Below are 18671 nucleotides of genomic sequence, written 5' to 3'. Positions count from 1 at the left end.
AAATTGAAAAATACTATTGGTTATTTCTTAGATCTTTTACTCGTACGGCTTTTCCTTCACTTTGTGGAAGTGTGCCCTTTTTAACTAGTTTTACTTTAGGAGTAACTAGTATTTCATCTTTTAATTGCCGAGTTATTTCTTTACGAATTTTTTCCAGTTCAATATAATTATCCGTAGACAGATCACTTAATTCAACCTCAACAATCATTTCATCCTGATTATTAACAGTCTCTAATGTAATGAGGTAGTTGCTACCAAGTTCAGGGAACTGTACTAGAATTTTCTCAACCTGCATTGGGAAGATATTAACTCCTTTTATGATGAACATATCATCACTACGACCTTTGATACGATCAATACGTAAATGAGTACGACCACAAGGACATTTACCTGGAAGAATGCGGGTTAAATCGCGGGTACGATAACGAATTAGAGGCATCATTTCACGATCAAGAGTGGTAAGTACCAATTCTCCGATTTCTCCATCAGGTACAGGGTTACCCGTTTCAGGATCAATAATTTCCACAAGATAACAATCTTCCCAAAAATGCATTCCGTTTTGTTCCTGACATTCGAAAGCAACCCCAGGTCCATTCATTTCCGTCATGCCAAAGCTATTGTAAGCTTTTACTCCTAACATCTTTTCTATCTTCCTGCGTTGTTCATCCGTATGAGGCTCAGCACCAATAACCAATGTTTTTAATGTTGTCCCTGCAGCATCAAGCCCTTCTTCCTGGATAACTTCAGCTAAACGAATTGCATAACTTGGGATTGCGTGTAAGGCTGTTGTTTTGAAATCATTGATAAACTTAATCTGACGTTTACTATTTCCGGCTGCGGCAGGTACTGTTAAGCAACCGAGGCGTTCGGCACCATATTGGAAGCCCAATCCTCCTGTAAACATACCATATCCGGAGCTGTTTTGGAATACATCAGTTTTTCGAATGCCAACCATATAGAGGCAACGAGCTATCAGATTTGCCCAAGAATCAAGGTCATGTTGCGAATGTACGATGACTGTAGGATTTCCGGTTGTACCGCTGGAAGAGTGGATACGTACCCCATCGTTTTTCATGTCGCCTGCCACCAAGCCAAAAGGGTAGTGAGCACGCATATCAGCCTTTGTCGTAAAAGGTATTTTACGAATGTCGTCTAAAGTTTGTATGCTATTTGCAGTGATGCCATGTTTGTTGAAAACTTCTTTATAATATGGAGCATTTGCAGCTATACTGATTGTTTTCCTGAGACGTTGAAGTTGTAATTCATTCAACTTCTCACGACTCATGGTTTCTATTTCTTCTTCCCAGTATTGTGTATTCATAACAATGATAGTTATTGCATTAGTTTTTCTGCAATTTCTTTGCCGGCAGCTAATGCTTTTAAATTCATTTCAACAATAGCCTCTCCTTTTCGCATGAAGATCTCACGGATACTATCCTGTATTTTCTCATAAGCGATACCAAGGAAAGGAATGGTTGCTCCCAGTAAGACCATATTAGCAACCCGGATAGAACCTACTTCTTTGGCAACCTTGTCTACATTCAATACAATCTTCTTTGGCAATTTATTGATTTCTGCCATCACTTTATCTTCTTCCGGATAATTGGGGATATTAACAAACGGAGTTTCGTTAGTAACTAACCATCCTTCTGAATGGAGGTAGGGGAGATAACGTAAGCCTTCCATTGGTTCCAATGAAATGATGAGATCACATTTTCCAGAAGGAATTAAATCTGAAGCAATAGGTTGATCACTGATACGAAGGTTAGATTGAACATCTCCACCACGTTGGCTCATTCCATGTACTTCTGCCTGTTTCATGTAAAGTCCTTCTTTTAAGGCTGCTTTTCCGATAACTGTAGCGATAGACAAGATACCTTGTCCACCTACTCCCGATAATATAATATCTTTTTTCATGGCTTATTTACTTCTTTTTTTGCGTGCTAATGTTTGGATACATTCTCTTCGTGGGATAATGACGGATACTCCGCGATATTCAATTTCTTCACGTATAATTTGTTTCATCTCTTCGTAGTTTTTCTTTAATGGAACAACTACGCGGATATGGGCAGGATCCACTCCTAAACCTGTACATATAGCTTCGATACGTCCTGTACCGGCAGAGTCTTGACCACCAGTCATTGCAGTAGTCTCATTATCAGAAATAACAATAGTGACATTTGCGTTCTCATTAACGCAGTCCAGTAATCCGGTCATTCCTGAATGAGTGAACGTAGAGTCACCTATTACGGCTACAGATGGATGAAGACCTCCGTCAGCAGCACCTTTTGCCATAGTAATAGAAGCCCCCATGTCTACGCATGAATTAATAGCATTGAAAGGAGCGTTGGCTCCCAACGTATAGCATCCAATATCACTGAATACTTTGTGAGAAGGATATTCTTTTTTTAGAACTTCAGTTAGTGTAATATACATATCGCGGTGACCACATCCTTCACAAAGTGCAGGAGGACGCATTTCGACTACTGAAGGTATGCCAAATTCTGATTTATTTTCTTTTCCGACGGCTCGTGCTACAGAATCAGGATTTAATTCTCCATCTTGCGAAAGAGTACCGTCCAAACGGCCTTTGACTTTAATGCCAATGCCTAAATAACCTTTTAATTGTTTCTCAACAAATGGTTGGCCGTCTTCCAATACTAGAATCTCATCGCAGGATTCAACTAATTGGAGAAGTTGCTTTTTGGGCAAAGGATATTGTCCGATTTTTAACACTGGATATTCGCATCCTTCGGGATAGTTCTCCATTAAATAATTATAACCGATTCCACAAGCAATAATTCCCATCTTCTTGTTCGGTCCGTCGATATACTTGTTGTACGGCGATTCTTCCGATGCTTTGATAAATTCATCTTGGCGTGCTAGTAAAACCTTATAGCGTTTGCGTGCTATTCCCGGCAATAAGATAAATTGGCGTGGATCATCGCTGAAAGCAATGCTGTTTTGAGGTTTCTGATCTTCGCGTTTTACTCCGGAACGAGAGTGGGCAAGACGAGTTACCATTCGCATTAAAACCGGTTCGCCTAATTTCTCAGAGAATTCAAAACCATTATACACCATGTCGTATGCTTCCTGTTGGTTGCTAGGTTCATACATCGGTATAAGTGAAAAATCTCCGTAAAAACGGCTATCTTGTTCGTTTTGGGAAGAGTGCATACTAGGATCATCGGCTGCTACAACGATCAATCCGCCTTTCACTCCTGTTATTGCTGAATTTACGAAACAATCGGCTGCTACATTCATTCCTACATGTTTCATACAAACTAATGCCCGTTTTCCAACGAAAGACATACCTAATGCAGCTTCCATCGCTGTTTTTTCATTGGCACACCAGCGGTTGTGTATGTTCTGCTCGCTTGTAATAGGAGCCATTTGAATATACTCAGTAATTTCAGTTGAAGGAGTCCCCGGATAGGCATATACACCTGAGAGTCCGGCATCCAATGCTGCTTGTGCAATGGCTTCATCGCCAAGTAAGAGTTGTTTGCTCATATATAATTTCTTTTATTAGTGTTGATCACAGTTTGTTATTCTATTGGGCAAAGATAGCCTTTTCATTTCGTTTTATCACAAATTTACTTGAAAATCTTTCTTTCATTCAGTGCTTTCCAATATTTTCTAGCATTTGCCATATGATCAGCATAATTAGAAGCAAAATTGTGAGTACCTGAAAAATCCTCTTTTGCACACATGTATATGTAGTTGTGTTTTGTGTAGTTTAATACACTGTCTATTCCTTTTTTTGAGGGAATGCGGATGGGACCAGGGGGAAGTCCGGTATATAAATATGTGTTATATGGTGAATCTACTTTCAGATTTTCATTGGTAATACGTCGCAGGCCAAAATTCTGCAAAGCAAATTTAATCGTAGGATCAGCTTGCAGAGGCATATCAGCTTGTAGACGATTGATATATAAGCCGGCTACCACTGGCTTTTCTTCATTGTTGTTGGTCTCTTCTTCTACGATGGATGCTAGTGTGCAGATTTCTGATGGTGTCATTCCAATAGCTGTGGCTTGAGATAGCCGGTCTTTGTTCCAGAAACGCTCATGTTCTTTTTGCATGCGTTGGAAGAATTCATCAACACTCATATCCCAATATACCTGATAAGTTTCTGGTATAAAAAGGCATGGGATTGTTTCAGCATTGTAGCCCATCTTTTGTTGAAAAGTGGAATCAAACAACAGTTTGGCTATCTCAGCCGAATCGACCATTAATTGTTTACCTACGCTTCGGGCAAGTCGGTCTATTGTACGAACACTGCCGATAGTGAGATTTATGGGCTCCTGATAACCTCTTAAAATGCGACTAAAGACATGGTAAACATTATCATTCGGACGGATAACGTAATGTCCGGTATGGATGTTTTGATTGAGTTTTTTGTATTTCACCATCCATTTGAATCCTTTAAGATTATTGACATGACCTACATGATTTATCTTTGTATATATTGAGTCGGTGGTATCATCACGGTCTATATATATGTAAGCTGCTTTAGATGGATGAAACTGTGGGGCAAATAAATAATAATAGATTGTCCCTCCGGTAATTGTGCAAAGAAAGATGAATCCTAGCAGTACCGTAAACAGAATAATTTTCTTTTTTTTCTTCACCTTGTAAAATATTATTTTTAATGTGGCAAAGATAGGAAGAATTTAAATAGATTACCTCGACCATTGGTGATAATTAGCATATGCCTCTATTTTATTCTCTATTTCATCGGGCAAGGGTGCAAAAAAATCCATGTTAGTAAGCTTTTCAATGCTGTCTACAGTTACAGCATATGTAGAAAGGGGATCCGTTGCTTGTGCATTGTTGAATATAAAACCAATCGCACGCATAGGCTTTGCAAATGGAGAAAGAATAACTTTAAAAAATTGCTTGGGTATTGCTATCTTGTTTCTTCCAATTGTTTTTGCATTTTTCTCTACAATAGGACCACATATAATGATAATTGCACTGTCTGCTATAGCCCAGTCTCGTATTTTTTCTTCCAAATCTTTCCATCTCCTTCTGTTTAATTGAGGATGTTGTGGGCACATATTACTAAAATAAAAAGACTCTTTCATCACTATGGGACTCCATTTCATATCAGCAGCGGGTGCCATATGCCCCTTGTCGAAGCCAGATCGAGTGTAGTCGGCATTAGTCGCAATTGAACCTTTTACTGAAGGATCAGCAATAAATTGGTCATATCTTTTTTCTTTTCCTTGTGTTTCCTGACATGTTAGTTCGTAAGAAACCCAATTTGGTTGTTTTAAATCTTTATTGTAGGAAACGGTGTATCCGGTATGATGGATGATTTGTTCTTGTCGGGGGACTAATGAAATTGGTATTTCTAATTCTTTATTGACGGGAATTTGAGGAGAAGTGACAGCAGTTTGTTGTTTGCTTTCTTGTTGGGCAACATCAAACTGTTGGCAATATAAATAAATTCCATAAATAACAGGAATAAGAACTATGATTGTGAGTATGCATCCTAATCGGGAATTGGGATGTGAATTCTTACGAGATGTATTTTTTCTTTTGGTTCGTTTCATTAGTTATTTAAAACGTCGTCGTGAGAGAAAATTATCTATAAAGCGAACTAGATAAACTATAATAACTCCCGCTATAACCATTGCAATGATACGAGCAAACATAACTTTCGATTTTATTATTCTATTAATATTGTTGTAAATTATTCTCTTAACTAGTAGTCTCCTTGTGCTGTTGTGCCTTGTTGCTTCTGTTAAAGAGATGTGCAAAGATAAATAAGATATACTGATATACAAACTTAAATAAAGAGAAAAAATGAAAGTAGAGGGTATAAGAGTGGGATGATGTGATTAAAAGCAAATCATTTGCCATGCAATGTAGAACCATGAGTATGTGGAAATATGAGGTTATGTAAGAGATTAATTGATTCTAATTAAAACACACCTTTTTATTGTCACATTGTGGAAGTAGAAGTCTGGCTACTGGTGCAGAATAATCTACAGACTTTAATAGATAATACTGTGTTCATTAACTTGTTTTGTACATTCTATTAATATCTTTTTCCACTGCAAGGTAAACGCATTATATATCTATCTCATTCAATATCTTATACAAATACTCATTATCCCAGCCTGCATTTTTTCTTTTCGAAGCAATACTCCCTTTTGCTTTTTCTTTTTTGATAATATATAGAGCCATCTTGTTTATAAGAGAGAAATTTTGGACCGCATTGCCTGCCTTTCTTCCCGCATCCTCTCTAAACGATACATCTAATTGCCAATGTAAATTGTTTTCAATATTCCAGTGTGACCTTATTGCCTCTGACATTTTTTTAGGCTCCAACCCCAGTGAGGTAATGTAGTATCTTTTTTCACGGGAAAGTTTCTTAGTAGCTATTTCCAGTCTTTCTGTGGCTATTCTTACAACAGACCTGACTCCCATAAATGTATCTTTTAACATCGCTTCCATTATTTTCCCAGGGCTAAAAACCATGCATTCACGAGTCTCAATTCTTCCATGGGAGACCTCCTCGGTGATATATCTTGCATAGCGTGGGTATGGATAGGGGCCATCTTTGCACATCTGCCAACCTCTTCTTTTGGTTGGCTTTTAATGCTAAAATGTAGTCAGCATTATTTTCTATTATAACTTCAGCAATATCGGTTTGGCAGGCAATAGCATCAATGGTTACTATACAATCTTCCCAATCAAGAGATTTTATCAGGGCAGGAATGGCAGTAATCTCATTGCTTTTATCATCCACTTTTACTTGTCCTAGGCTGATACCATTGGAGACAGCCCAAGCACTCACCATATGGAGTTTAAATCCATTTTTGCCCAAAGGGTTGTCCTTGCTGCACTTACTTGCTCCACGAATCATTTTACCATCTGTGGCAACAATACCTGTGTACTTGCCACAAAGCTCAGATACCCAGTTGCGGAAGAGTAATTCAAAATAGCCGGGTTTTAGCAAGCTAAAAAAGCGATTAAAAGTATCATAGCTGGGAATCTTAACTAAATCGGGAAAACGACGTTTGAAGAAATCAAACTTGCAGATACTGAAACGCTCTATTTCATTCCAGCCTTCACTGCCACAAATAACAGCGCATAAAGCTATATAAACGATTACCTCTAATGAGTGTTCTTTATTTCGGTCAATACGGGGATCATCGATTTGTTTACAAATGTCAATTATCCCTATTTTCATGTCAAATAATGTTTTATATTAATTGATAAAGATACGAAAAATAAACGATGAAAACGATATATAAGCAATTAATAATCAATATAATAATAGAAATTAAAACACTTGAAAAATAGTAAATTATTTAATGCGTCTGCCCTGTATTGACAAAAAAAGCTAGTTAAGCATTCTCTATATATTAATATAGTCTGTTTCTACTCTATTATATACTGCATTAATGAGAGTTATATGTAGGATTGTTGGGATCAATATACTGTTAAACTGGAATATATTAATAGATACTTTTTATTTAAGAGTGACAATAGAATCTATTAAATTTTATTATCACTCTATTGTCAATGTCTATTGTCACTGCTGCATAACTGGTTGATAACTTGTTAGTTCTAAAAAGTGAAGAAGTACCTATTTTATAAATCGCGAAACTATCATTTCTCCACAAGACTGTTTATTAAACTCTATCTTGTGAAAGAACTATTGGCACTATTATTTTATGAGTTAAAACGTTTAATTTCCGACCCTGTAAAATCGCCTTCATGCGAAACACCACCATTTGTATAACAGCTGTATTTTCCGTCTTTAGTGATTTCATTAATTCGCATTTGTTTATTAGTTTTTATCTCTATAACCAATTCGCCTATATTGAATTCAGTCTGCTGAGTAGATTCTATACTCTTTTTAGAATCGGAAGATAAAAAATATTTTTCTCTGATCTTTCTAATATCATTTGTCATTCCCCAAATTTTAAAGAATAAAATGATTTGAAGGATTCCGAATACTATGATAATAATGTTAATTAATGTTTGCATAGTGTTTGGCTATTATTAGTTATTATTTAGAGGTTTCTTTTAATTTCTTCTTTTGATTTTGAGCAATCAACTTCTAACCATTCTACTTTTTTAAGAGTGCTAGTCTCTCCTTGATAATGTACTTCGCCATCCTTCAGTTTTATGTCGAGAATATTACATGCTTTTATTTTCCCTTCGATTTGTACCCAAACTTTTTCTCCTAATCTGAACTTTGAAGGATATTTGCAGTTGGTAGGAATTGAAAAATCAAATACTGATTGATTAGTATATCCACCTTGTGGTATTGTACCTTGATAGAAGAAACAATATTCTCCCGGTTCTAGTATACTTTCGGGGGTTACTTTAAATTCAAAGTCATTAATTTCTGTTATCGTAAATTTAATAGTAGATTCCTCATTTATTCCCATTGATGACCCTGCATATACATTGATTTTTCCGGTTTCTAATTCTCTGTTTTTCCCTTTTTTCTTTAATTTAACCAAAACGAATTGATTGGGAGAAGAGGCTACTGAAAACCACCATTCAGATAAGGAAGCGTTATTTTGCTTTTGGTCAAACAAGAAAAGAAACTCAGGTGCAGCTGTATTGACAATATTTTTAGATGAATTACCTTGCATAGTAGACTTAATCTTAGCACTTGCAATCCCATAAGAAAAAGCAGATCCTAATGTGTTAGTTTTTGTTCCGGAAAATGCAGTAGGATATATTTTTTTTAATTCGTCTTTATCGTTAAGGTATATACCGGGTAATAATGTTTTTTTTGATTCTGTATTTTCTTTATCTTGTTGGGCTTGTTTCATTATTGCGACAATGATATTATTAGTAACTCCTTTTTCTTTTAATTCTTTAAGATCGTTGATAGATGTCTTAAAGTCACATTCTGACGTCGATATTTTAGTTATTATTACATCTTCTCCTAACCCCATTTCTAACATATCAATAATAGAATGATTGGTTAAAACTTCTTGTGCGTTTGAAATAGTGTATCCCATCAATAAGAAAAGTAATAGAAATATTGACTTTTTCATGTTGTTTTGTTTTTAGTATATAATGATGTGTTTATTTTAATAATAATTAGATTACTTCTTTTTAATAATCCAATTGCAGAATTGTATTTATTGCATCAAAGTTAATCAATCAATTAAGAAATAACAAATATATGAATATAATAATTTTATAAACCCATAATATTTTATTGTTTGGCTGTAGATTTATAGTGTTCTATCCATAACCGGACTTGAGTATTCTATTCTCACATATATATTTTTATCTTGGTTAAAGTTTCTTGGAAATAGTCTTATATTTACTATTGTTACTTTTGTTTAAGCTACGACTCTATCTTCATGCTAATCAAGAATTATTCAGTTAATACTCTGTTTTTAAATGTACTTCTTATTGTTTTTAACTGAATTTTGGACAAAATAGGCTACTTTACGGATCAACGTAAAAACCTGAGGGGCTAAATTTATAAATCGTTATCTTTGCCTTCAAATTTATCAATTATGGAATTAAACGGTTATCGTCTTCTTCTTCCTGAAGGGACTTTGGATTATTTCAATCTTGTTGATGTGAAAGAAAGTGTGAGTGAAGTTGTCATCTACCTTGAAGAGAAGAATGTTGTTCCTGAGAAGTATGCAGGTCAGGCAACTGAAAGTAAGGGCTTTTATGATCCTGTTGTCGTTCAAGACTTCCCCCTTCGTGGCAAGAAGGTCTTCCTTAATATCCGCCGTCGTCGTTGGATCTTAAAGAAAAGTAATGAGTATGTCTGCCGTAACTGGCGTATGGTAGCCGAAGGCACTCGTTTGACGCAAGATTTTGCGTCTTTTTTAAAAGAACTATATTGATAACTATCCGATCAGTTGCAAGCTATTAGGGATTTTATATGGAGTTGACGGGGAATTATTGGAGCGTCAATACCGTAACCATCTGAGCGATTACCTTAATTGGAATCAACTTGTCCATGCAGAGGACTGGTTGCTGTTCGATAAGAATATCGGTGCTTATATCTGCATTGACGAGGTGGCTCTCTCGCGTGGAGAACTCTATACCGTACTGATCAATAAAGAGGCTCACGGTGGTAAAGGCAGTATTATCGCCATCATTAAGGGTACGGATGCCTGTACTGTCACCTCCGTCTTGCTTAAGTTATCCCGTCGTCGCCGTTACCAGGTACGTGAGATAACCTTGGATATGGCTCCCAATATGGAGCAGATTGCCCGAACTTGCTTCCCTGCGGCCAAGCGTGTCACCGATCGTTTTCATGTGCAGAAATTAGCTTATGAAGCGGTTCAGGAGATGCGTGTGAAAGCTCGCTGGGAGGCTTTGGATGAAGAGTCCACGCAGATTGCTTACGCAAAGGCCTGCGGAAAGATGTATCATGCCCCCGTTTTCGCTAATGGAGATACAAGGAAGCAGTTGCTGGCAAGAAGTATTTATCTACTTTACAAAAAGGAGTCATTATGGACCCAGTCTCAAAGAATACGAGCTGAAATTCTCTTCAAAGAATATCCCGATATCAAGAAAAGTTATTATCTGGCCATGCGGTTAGGTTTAATCTATCATCAGTGCAAGTTTAAGGATGTGGCTTTGACAAGGCTTGCAAGGTGGTATGACGAAGTTGACAAATCCGGTTTCCTTACCTTTGGGAGGGTGGCGAGATCTATACAGACACACTATCTGAATATAATCAACTTCTTTGACAGGAGGGCTACTAATGCGGCGGCAGAGTCATTCAATGCTAAAATCAAGGCATTCAGAGCACAGTTTAGAGGAGTTAGGGATAAGGCTTTCTTTTTATACAGACTAACTAGGTTATATGCATAAAATGAAAATCCCTCAGGTTTTTACGTTGACCCTACTTTACTTCTTTAGTGAATTTGGTTAATAGAATGATGTATATAAGTCTTGGCATAAATAAATAAGTTCTAATGACATTGTTTTTGTACTGTTAAATGCTTGTAAATAGGAATTTGTATCTTTTCTTTGTAGATATTTAGATAAAATGTGATAGAGTGAATGATTAATTATGAAGTGACCCAAGTTTAATTCTTAGGAGAGCCGCTAGCCAGACTTGAACTGGCGACCTACGCGTTACGAATGCGTTGCTCTACCAACTGAGCTATAGCGGCGTTTGTTTCTCGTTTACGGCGTGCAAAATTACAGCTTTATTTGAAAAAACAAAAAGATTCAGATCTTTTTTCTCGTTTTGTTTGAAATATAATACTTTTTAAAAAGATGTTTTATGATACCGTCATTATCCATATGATATAGTAACGGTATCTTTAGGGTATACCGTCACTATACAGATAATATAGCGTCACTATATTGTATCGAGAATTAACTAAATGAATTTAGCATTCAAACATTCTGCTGCGTGCTAGCATACAAGCTCCGACAATACCTGCTTTGTCTTTTAACTTAGATGTAACAATGGCTGAATCCTTATTCACTAAATTCAGTGAATATTTTCGTACTGCTGTTTTTATTGGTTGTGTGATATAATCACCTGTTAGTGATAAGGTACCACCTATAATAACTAATTCCGGATTAAAAATATTGATTAATCCAGCTATTTGTTTTCCTAACTTTTGCCCTATTTCTTCAACGATCTCAATGCATAATAAATCCTCCTTGTTTACTGAAGCGATAATCTCGTCAAGAGTAATGGGATCCTCTTCTGAGGATATTCGGGTTGATAGAATAGAACTTTCTCCATTTTTAATACGTTCCAATAAAATACGATGGAGAGCAGAACCGGAAGCTTCGGTTTCCAGACAACCCTTTTTCCCACAATGGCAAATAATCTCATTATCGTAAGCACTGATATGTCCGAATTCTCCAGAAAAACCTGACTTTCCAGTGTAAACCTTGCCATCAATGATAATTCCGATACCTATTCCCCAGCTGACATTTACAAAAATAATATCTTTTTCTCCTTTGACACAGCCTTGCATGTATTCCCCATAAGTCATAGCACGTGTATCGTTATCAACAGTAACTTTATAACCAAGCTTCTCTGATAAAACATCTGCTAATGGGCGTTCTTCAAAGTTAAACTGGCTGAAACTATAGCCTGATTCAGGATTAACCCGCCCTGATAAATTTACATTGATATTGAGAATCTTCTCTTTATTAATGGTGAGTTTTTTTATAAAACTGAGAATGAGCCGGCATAACTCATTCATTCCTTCTACTGAATTCTTGAAATTATAAGGTATATTCATTTTCAGCTCCACCATATCTCCTTTAAAATTGATCAACCCTATGTTGATTGCAAACCGTTTTATGTCCACCCCTATAAAATAACCGGATTCAGGGTTTAGTCCGTAGAGGTTCGGATGGCGTCCACCGCTAGTTTCTAGTTTTCCGTAATCGTTAATATATCCGTCTTCGCACATTTCGCCAATAAATTTAGTAACGGTGGGTACGCTTAAATCCAGCTCTTTTGAAAGATCGGGGATAGTAGAACTGCCATTATATATATAATGTGTAATTATCCGCTTTTTGACAAGGGCACTTTTGGAGCCCATTTCGATTTCCTTCAAGAATTGTTGGTTCATATGTCTTATTCATTTTTGTAATGTCTACAAAGATAATTAATTTTTTTATTAAATACAGGGAATTATAATAGAAAAGTTATAATTGGAAGAGGAAGTAGGCTTTAATATATTAGGATTGAAGAGAGTTTCCATACTGATTGTGACTTGATTATATTATATATAATAAGGTATAAAGACGATTCTCCTCTAATGATTGAGAAATATTCTCGTTATATTAATGAAATATGTATTTAATATAAACTTTAATAATAAAATAATTTATTATCTATTGTTTATTTAATAAATATAAGTATATTTGTGGCGTGATATTAATTAAGATACGTTGTAACCAAATGATTCTGAAATGAAAAACCTCTTCCAAATCTTCTACGGTATGCTTTTGATGGTATTCACTATCTCTTGTACATGTTCAGGAGAAAATAATGTAGATATACTTGTTGTAGGTGGTGGTGCCAGTGGTGTAACTTCAGGTATACAAGCTGCACGTATGGGAGCGACCACTTTGGTTGTAGAAGAAAGTTCCTGGTTAGGGGGAATGCTAACATCTGCAGGGGTAAGTGCAATAGACGGAAATTATAATTTACCAGCAGGACTTTGGGGAGAATTTAAAACTAGATTAGCAGATTATTATGGTGGATTGGATTCACTGAATACAGGTTGGGTAAGTAAAGTCCTTTTTGAACCTTCGGTTGGAAATAAAATTTTTCAAGAAATGGTGGAAGCCGAGAAAAATCTTAAAGTATGGAAGCATGCTCATCTTAAAGAGATAAAAAGAGAAGGAGATAAGTGGATTGCTAAAGTGAGTGTCGAAGGAGAAGGAATTAAAATCGTTCAGGCCAAAATACTGATTGACGCTACAGAGCTAGGAGATGTGGCTAAAATGTGTGGAGTGAAATACGATATTGGTATGGAAAGCCGAGAAGATACACATGAAGATATTGCTCCTGAGAAAAAGAATAATATTGTGCAGGATATCACTTATGTTGCAATATTAAAAGACTATGGGAAAGATGTTACAATTCCAAGACCGGATGGATACAATCCTAACGAGTTTGCTTGTTCCTGTGCAAATCCGATATGCACAACTCCTAAGGAACCGGATCGTGTATGGTCAAAAGAGATGATGATGACTTACGGAAAACTTCCGAATCAGAAGTATATGATTAACTGGCCGATAGAAGGCAATGATTATTATATCAATTTGATTGAAATGACTCCTGAAGAGCGTACACATGCTTTGGAGAATGCCAAACATTATACAATGTGCTTTATCTATTTTATACAGCATGAATTGGGTTATAATACGCTAGGCTTAGCAGATGACGAATATCCTACAGCCGATAAACTACCTTTTATTCCATATCATAGAGAATCCAGAAGAATTCACGGATTAGTTCGTTTTGATTTGAACCATATAACAAATCCTTATACACAAAAAGAAAAACTTTATCGTACTTGCATTGCAGTAGGAGATTATCCGGTGGATCATCATCATGCCCGCTATCATGGTTATGAAGAGTTACCTAATCTGTATTTCCATCCAATACCTTCATTTGGACTGCCGTTAGGTGCATTAATACCTCAAAATATTGAAGGAATGATTGTGGCAGAAAAGTCAATTTCCGTATCTAATATTGTTAATGGAGCAACGCGTTTGCAACCTGTTGTCTTACAAATCGGACAAGCTGCTGGAGCTTTGGCTGCATTAGCATTAAAACATAATCAGAAAATCAGTGAAGTTCCGGTTCGTGATGTTCAAAATGCTATATTGAACGCAAAAGGATATTTACTTCCTTATTTGGATGTCCCTGTGACAGATGTTAAGTTTGCTTCATATCAGCGTATTGGTGCTACTGGCATTTTAAAAGGAGAAGGGAAAAACGTTGATTGGTCTAATCAGACTTGGTTAAAAGCCGATACTGTATTATTAGCATCAGAATTAGAAGGGTTGTTTGATGTATATCCCTTAGCAAAAGAAAAATTAAATAAATCGGGAATAGAGACATTGAGTATTCAAGATGCTATTCAACTAATCCTGGAAATAGGGAATGAAGAAAACTTGGATATCACAGCAGATCCGGAGACTATTTGGAGAACTTTCAAATTACAGGATTTGAATATGACACGAAATATATTGAGAGGAGAAATGGCGATTCTAATCGATCAGATGTTAGACCCTTTCAATCAAAAACAGGTGAACATTACTGGAGAGTTTATTCAATAGGGTACATATATAAAATAAAACAAAAATAGAAACTATGGAAACGAATAATCGTAGAGATTTTTTAAAGAAGGCTGCTTTAGCTGGGGCTTCTGCTTTGGTTGCACCTTCATTATTTGCGGCTAATGAAGAGGGGAGGAGAGAGTCCTCTCCGGCAGATATGGCTGGAAATTTAGAAAGTAGACTAATTGTTCCTAAAAATAATGGTTTAAAGATAACCGGAACTTTTTTGGATGAGATTTCTCATGATATTCCTCATCAAAACTGGGGAGAAAAAGAATGGGACCGAGATTTTCAGCATATGAAGAGAATTGGCATTGATACAGTAATCATGATCCGTTCCGGTTACCGTAAGTTTATGACTTATCCCTCTCCTTATCTTTTGAAGAAAGGATGTTATATGCCGTCGGTAGATTTAGTGGATATGTATTTGCGCCTAGCTGAAAAGTATAAAATGAAATTCTATTTTGGTTTATATGATTCCGGACGCTATTGGGATACTGGAGATTTGAGTTGGGAGATTGAGGATAACAAATATGTAATTGACGAAGTATGGAAGATGTACGGTGAGAAATATAAAAGTTTCGGAGGCTGGTACATCAGTGGAGAAATTAGTCGGGCGACAAAAGGGGCAATTGATGCTTTTCATTCAATGGGTAAACAGTGCAAGGATGTTTCTAATGGTCTCCCGACTTTTATTTCTCCATGGATTGATGGTAAGAAAGCTATTATGGGTACAGATAAACTGACCAAAGAAGATGCAGTTTCTGTGCAACAACACGAAAAGGAATGGAATGAAATTTTTGATGGTATTCATGATGTGGTAGATGCGTGTGCTTTCCAGGATGGTCATATTGACTATGATGAATTGGATGAGTTCTTTATTGTAAATAAAAAGTTAGCAGATAAGTACGGTATGAAATGCTGGACAAACGCAGAGACTTTGGATCGTGATATGCCTATTCGTTTTCTACCCATTAAGTTTGATAAACTTCGGATGAAACTTGAGGCTGCTAAACGAGCCGGATATGACAAGGCTATTACTTTTGAATTCTCTCATTTTATGAGTCCTCAATCCGCTTATTTGCAGGCAGGGCATTTATATGATAGATATAGAGAGTATTTTGAAATTAAATAAAGTACACTATGAAGTCTACCATTAATTTTAGTTATCTTATATTCCTATCAGTTGTAGCTGCACTAGGAGGATTTTTGTTCGGATATGATACTGCTGTCATATCCGGAACAATAGCTCAGGTGACTCAACTTTTCCAATTGGATGCAATGCAACAAGGTTGGTATGTAGGATGTGCTTTAGTAGGATCTATTATAGGTGTTCTTTTTGCCGGAATTTTGAGTGATAAGCTGGGACGAAAAATGACGATGGTTATTTCCGCTGTCTTATTTTCTACATCAGCTTTGGGATGTGCCATTTCTGCTGACTTTACACAGTTAGTTGTTTATCGCATTATAGGTGGTGTCGGTATTGGTGTTGTTTCTATTGTTTCTCCCCTTTATATTTCAGAAGTTTCGGTAGCACAATACAGAGGCCGTTTAGTATCTCTTTATCAATTGGCTGTTACGGTAGGTTTCTTAGGAGCTTATTTAGTCAATTATCAGTTGTTATCATGGGTTGAAAGTGGTGCTCACTTGGATATATTCTGGCTCAATAAAATATTCGTTTCTGAAGTATGGAGAGGAATGTTAGGAATGGAAACATTACCTGCTATACTATTCTTCATTATTATATTCTTTATTCCAGAGAGTCCACGATGGTTGATCGTTAGAGGAAAAGAGGAAAAAGCTATCAATATTTTAGAGAGAATATATAACTCGATTTCAGAAGCTAAATGTCAATTAAGCGAAACAAAATCAGTCCTGACCTCTGAGACAAAATCAGAATGGGCATTACTGATGAAGCCGGGAATTCTTAAGGCAGTTATCATTGGTGTGTGTATAGCCATTTTAGGTCAGTTTATGGGAGTGAACGCCGTACTATATTATGGCCCTTCCATCTTCGAAGATGCAGGGCTTTCAGGGGGAGATTCTCTTTTTTACCAAGTTCTCGTAGGACTAGTCAATACCCTTACCACCGTCCTTGCCCTAGTCATTATCGACCAAGTGGGTCGCAAAAACCTGGTCTACTACGGAGTTTCCGGCATGATCCTCTCCCTGCTCCTGATCGGCCTCTACTTCCTCCATGGCGAATCCCTGGGGATATCCAGCCTCTTCCTGCTGGTCTTCTTCTTGTTCTACGTATTCTGCTGCGCCGTCTCCATCTGCGCCGTAGTCTTCGTGCTCCTTTCGGAGATGTACCCCACCAAAGTACGCGGACTCGCCATGTCCATAGCCGGCTTCGCCCTGTGGATCGGAACGTACCTGATCGGCCAGCTCACCCCCTGGATGCTCCAAAACCTGACCCCCGCCGGAACATTCTTCCTGTTCGCCATCATGTGCGTACCCTATATGCTCATCGTCTGGAGACTCGTGCCGGAAACCACCGGCAAGTCCCTGGAAGAAATCGAGAGATACTGGACCCGTTCGGGACAGTCAGACAGACCTTAATCATTTAACAGTAAAAGATATATGGATTTTAAGAAACTAACAAATCAATACAGGGACGAACTGCTCGATCATGTTCTTCCCTTCTGGCTCAGCCACTCCCAAGACCTGGAATATGGCGGCTACTTCACCTGCCTGGACCGTAAAGGGAACGTATTCGACACCGACAAGTTCATCTGGCTCCAAGGCCGTCAAGTCTGGATGTTCTCAATGCTCTACAACAAAGTGGAAAAGCGTCAGGAATGGTTGGACTGCGCCATCCAGGGTGGTGAATTCTTAAAGAAATACGGACATGACGGTCATTATAACTGGTACTTTTCGCTCGACCGTTCGGGTAGCCCATTGGTAGAACCATACAATATCTTCTCGTATACCTTCGCCACCATGGCCTTCGGGCAATTGAGTCTGGCCACAGGCAACCCAGAGTATGCGGAAATAGCGAAGAAGACCTTTGAAATCATCCTCTCCAAAGTCGATAATCCGAAAGGGAAATGGAACAAACTCCATCCGGGCACCCGTAATCTGAAGAACTTCGCCCTGCCGATGATTCTCTGTAACCTGGCTTTGGAAATTGAACATTTATTGGATGAAGAGTACCTTGAGCAAACCATGGAAACATGTATCCATGAAGTAATGGACGTATTCTACCGTCCGGAACTGGGAGGCATTATTGTTGAGAATGTAAACGCGGACGGTAGTCTTGCCGACTGTTTCGAAGGTCGCCAGATCACCCCCGGGCATGCGATTGAAGCCATGTGGTTCATCATGGATCTGGGCAAACGCCTGAACCGTCCCGAATTGATCGAAAAGGCGAAGAATGTGACTCTTACCATGCTCGGTTACGGTTGGGATAAGGAATATGGTGGCATCTACTACTTCATGGACCGTAATGGCTGTCCCCCCCAGCAGCTGGAATGGGACCAGAAACTTTGGTGGGTGCATATCGAAACGCTGATCTCGCTTTTAAAGGGGTATCAATTGACCGGAGATGAGGCGTGTCTGGCATGGTTTGAGAAAGTGCACGATTATACGTGGGGGCATTTCAAGGATGCTAAATATCCCGAATGGTTTGGATATCTGGATCGAAGAGGGGAAGTATTGTTGCCATTGAAGGGGGGAAAGTGGAAAGGATGTTTTCATGTGCCAAGGGGATTATACCAGTGCTGGAAAATAGTAGAAAGTTTGAATAAAGAAGAAAATCCTAATATATTATGAAGAAAGAAACTGTTTTGAAGGAAAGCTTTATAGGTTTCAGGGAAGAATTAAATGCTGAAATATGGAATGTTACCGAAGAATCTATTTTTAGATGGATTGTTGTA

General features: G+C 37.5%; 14 protein-coding genes, 1 tRNA gene and 1 pseudogene. 6 read left to right on the top strand and 10 right to left on the bottom strand.

What is annotated here, in order from left to right:
* Positions 1-13: 13 nt before the first annotated feature.
* The 8 genes and pseudogenes from CZ225_RS14175 to CZ225_RS14140 form a co-directional block, all read right to left on the bottom strand.
* Positions 14-1321, bottom strand: a complete 1308-nt coding sequence (locus tag CZ225_RS14175; RefSeq protein ID WP_077154544.1) for a phenylacetate--CoA ligase — start codon at positions 1319-1321, stop codon at positions 14-16.
* A gap of 11 nt (positions 1322-1332) precedes the next feature.
* On the bottom strand, positions 1333-1917 hold the full coding sequence (locus tag CZ225_RS14170; protein ID WP_077154543.1) for an indolepyruvate oxidoreductase subunit beta: 585 nt from the start codon (positions 1915-1917) through the stop codon (positions 1333-1335).
* A 3-nt stretch (positions 1918-1920) separates the two neighbouring features.
* Complete coding sequence (locus tag CZ225_RS14165; protein WP_077154542.1) at positions 1921-3513, bottom strand: thiamine pyrophosphate-dependent enzyme; 1593 nt, start codon at positions 3511-3513, stop codon at positions 1921-1923.
* Between the two features lie 83 nt (positions 3514-3596).
* Positions 3597-4634, bottom strand: a complete 1038-nt coding sequence (mltG, locus tag CZ225_RS14160; RefSeq protein ID WP_077154541.1) for an endolytic transglycosylase MltG — start codon at positions 4632-4634, stop codon at positions 3597-3599.
* A gap of 51 nt (positions 4635-4685) precedes the next feature.
* Entirely contained in the window at positions 4686-5561 is an 876-nt protein-coding gene (locus CZ225_RS14155) for a DNA/RNA non-specific endonuclease (protein WP_077154540.1), read from the bottom strand.
* A 520-nt stretch (positions 5562-6081) separates the two neighbouring features.
* Positions 6082-7207, bottom strand: a pseudogene (locus CZ225_RS14150) (ISAs1 family transposase).
* Between the two features lie 485 nt (positions 7208-7692).
* Entirely contained in the window at positions 7693-8010 is a 318-nt protein-coding gene (locus CZ225_RS14145) for a hypothetical protein (RefSeq protein WP_077154539.1), read from the bottom strand.
* Positions 8011-8036: 26 nt separating this feature from the next.
* Positions 8037-9038, bottom strand: coding sequence for a hypothetical protein (locus CZ225_RS14140; RefSeq protein WP_077154538.1), 1002 nt, complete (start codon positions 9036-9038; stop codon positions 8037-8039).
* A 474-nt stretch (positions 9039-9512) separates the two neighbouring features.
* On the opposite strand from CZ225_RS14140, the gene CZ225_RS14135 reads away from it, so the two are divergent.
* Together CZ225_RS14135 and CZ225_RS14130 are read left to right on the top strand one after the other, a co-directional pair.
* Positions 9513-9854: an ISAon1 family transposase N-terminal region protein gene (locus tag CZ225_RS14135; RefSeq protein WP_077154537.1), complete on the top strand. Its 342-nt coding sequence runs from the start codon at positions 9513-9515 to the stop codon at positions 9852-9854.
* A gap of 10 nt (positions 9855-9864) precedes the next feature.
* Positions 9865-10833 carry an ISAon1 family transposase gene (locus tag CZ225_RS14130; RefSeq protein WP_449374847.1) on the top strand — a complete coding sequence of 323 codons (969 nt, stop codon included), beginning with the start codon at positions 9865-9867 and terminating at the stop codon, positions 10831-10833.
* A 232-nt stretch (positions 10834-11065) separates the two neighbouring features.
* On the opposite strand, the gene CZ225_RS14125 is transcribed toward CZ225_RS14130, so the two are convergent.
* Both CZ225_RS14125 and CZ225_RS14120 read right to left on the bottom strand, forming a co-directional pair.
* Positions 11066-11138 (bottom strand) — tRNA-Thr (locus CZ225_RS14125).
* Between the two features lie 222 nt (positions 11139-11360).
* Positions 11361-12569 carry an ROK family transcriptional regulator gene (locus CZ225_RS14120; protein ID WP_077154535.1) on the bottom strand — a complete coding sequence of 403 codons (1209 nt, stop codon included), beginning with the start codon at positions 12567-12569 and terminating at the stop codon, positions 11361-11363.
* A gap of 373 nt (positions 12570-12942) precedes the next feature.
* Between CZ225_RS14120 and CZ225_RS14115 the strand changes: the two genes are divergently transcribed.
* The 4 genes from CZ225_RS14115 to CZ225_RS14100 are packed head-to-tail and all read left to right on the top strand — an operon-like array spanning position 12943 to position 18567.
* Positions 12943-14793 carry an FAD-dependent oxidoreductase gene (locus CZ225_RS14115; protein ID WP_234983173.1) on the top strand — a complete coding sequence of 617 codons (1851 nt, stop codon included), beginning with the start codon at positions 12943-12945 and terminating at the stop codon, positions 14791-14793.
* Between the two features lie 34 nt (positions 14794-14827).
* Positions 14828-15928: a DUF4434 domain-containing protein gene (locus CZ225_RS14110; protein ID WP_077154533.1), complete on the top strand. Its 1101-nt coding sequence runs from the start codon at positions 14828-14830 to the stop codon at positions 15926-15928.
* 8 nt (positions 15929-15936) lie between these two features.
* Entirely contained in the window at positions 15937-17355 is a 1419-nt protein-coding gene (locus CZ225_RS14105) for a sugar porter family MFS transporter (protein ID WP_077154532.1), read from the top strand.
* Positions 17356-17376: 21 nt separating this feature from the next.
* On the top strand, positions 17377-18567 hold the full coding sequence (locus tag CZ225_RS14100; protein WP_077154531.1) for a n-acyl-d-glucosamine 2-epimerase: 1191 nt from the start codon (positions 17377-17379) through the stop codon (positions 18565-18567).
* Positions 18568-18671: the final 104 nt, after the last annotated feature.

It is taken from the genome of Bacteroides bouchesdurhonensis, from assembly GCF_900155865.1.
Classification (GTDB): Bacteria; Bacteroidota; Bacteroidia; order Bacteroidales; family Bacteroidaceae; genus Bacteroides; species Bacteroides bouchesdurhonensis.
The sequence above is the reverse complement of the archived record's forward strand: the minus strand, read 5'-3'. Positions and strand labels throughout refer to the sequence as shown.

Excerpts from the sequence above, each read along its gene's own strand:
- CZ225_RS14175 (WP_077154544.1), bottom strand. The coding sequence starts at position 1,321 with ATGAATACACAATACTGGGAAGAAGAAATAGAAACCATGAGTCGTGAG.
- CZ225_RS14170 (WP_077154543.1), bottom strand. The coding sequence starts at position 1,917 with ATGAAAAAAGATATTATATTATCGGGAGTAGGTGGACAAGGTATCTTG.
- CZ225_RS14165 (WP_077154542.1), bottom strand. The coding sequence starts at position 3,513 with ATGAGCAAACAACTCTTACTTGGCGATGAAGCCATTGCACAAGCAGCA.
- CZ225_RS14155 (WP_077154540.1), bottom strand. The coding sequence starts at position 5,561 with ATGAAACGAACCAAAAGAAAAAATACATCTCGTAAGAATTCACATCCC.
- CZ225_RS14145 (WP_077154539.1), bottom strand. The coding sequence starts at position 8,010 with ATGCAAACATTAATTAACATTATTATCATAGTATTCGGAATCCTTCAA.
- CZ225_RS14140 (WP_077154538.1), bottom strand. The coding sequence starts at position 9,038 with ATGAAAAAGTCAATATTTCTATTACTTTTCTTATTGATGGGATACACT.
- CZ225_RS14135 (WP_077154537.1), top strand. The coding sequence starts at position 9,513 with ATGGAATTAAACGGTTATCGTCTTCTTCTTCCTGAAGGGACTTTGGAT.
- CZ225_RS14120 (WP_077154535.1), bottom strand. The coding sequence starts at position 12,569 with ATGAACCAACAATTCTTGAAGGAAATCGAAATGGGCTCCAAAAGTGCC.
- CZ225_RS14115 (WP_234983173.1), top strand. The coding sequence starts at position 12,943 with ATGCTTTTGATGGTATTCACTATCTCTTGTACATGTTCAGGAGAAAAT.
- CZ225_RS14110 (WP_077154533.1), top strand. The coding sequence starts at position 14,828 with ATGGAAACGAATAATCGTAGAGATTTTTTAAAGAAGGCTGCTTTAGCT.
- CZ225_RS14105 (WP_077154532.1), top strand. The coding sequence starts at position 15,937 with ATGAAGTCTACCATTAATTTTAGTTATCTTATATTCCTATCAGTTGTA.
- CZ225_RS14100 (WP_077154531.1), top strand. The coding sequence starts at position 17,377 with ATGGATTTTAAGAAACTAACAAATCAATACAGGGACGAACTGCTCGAT.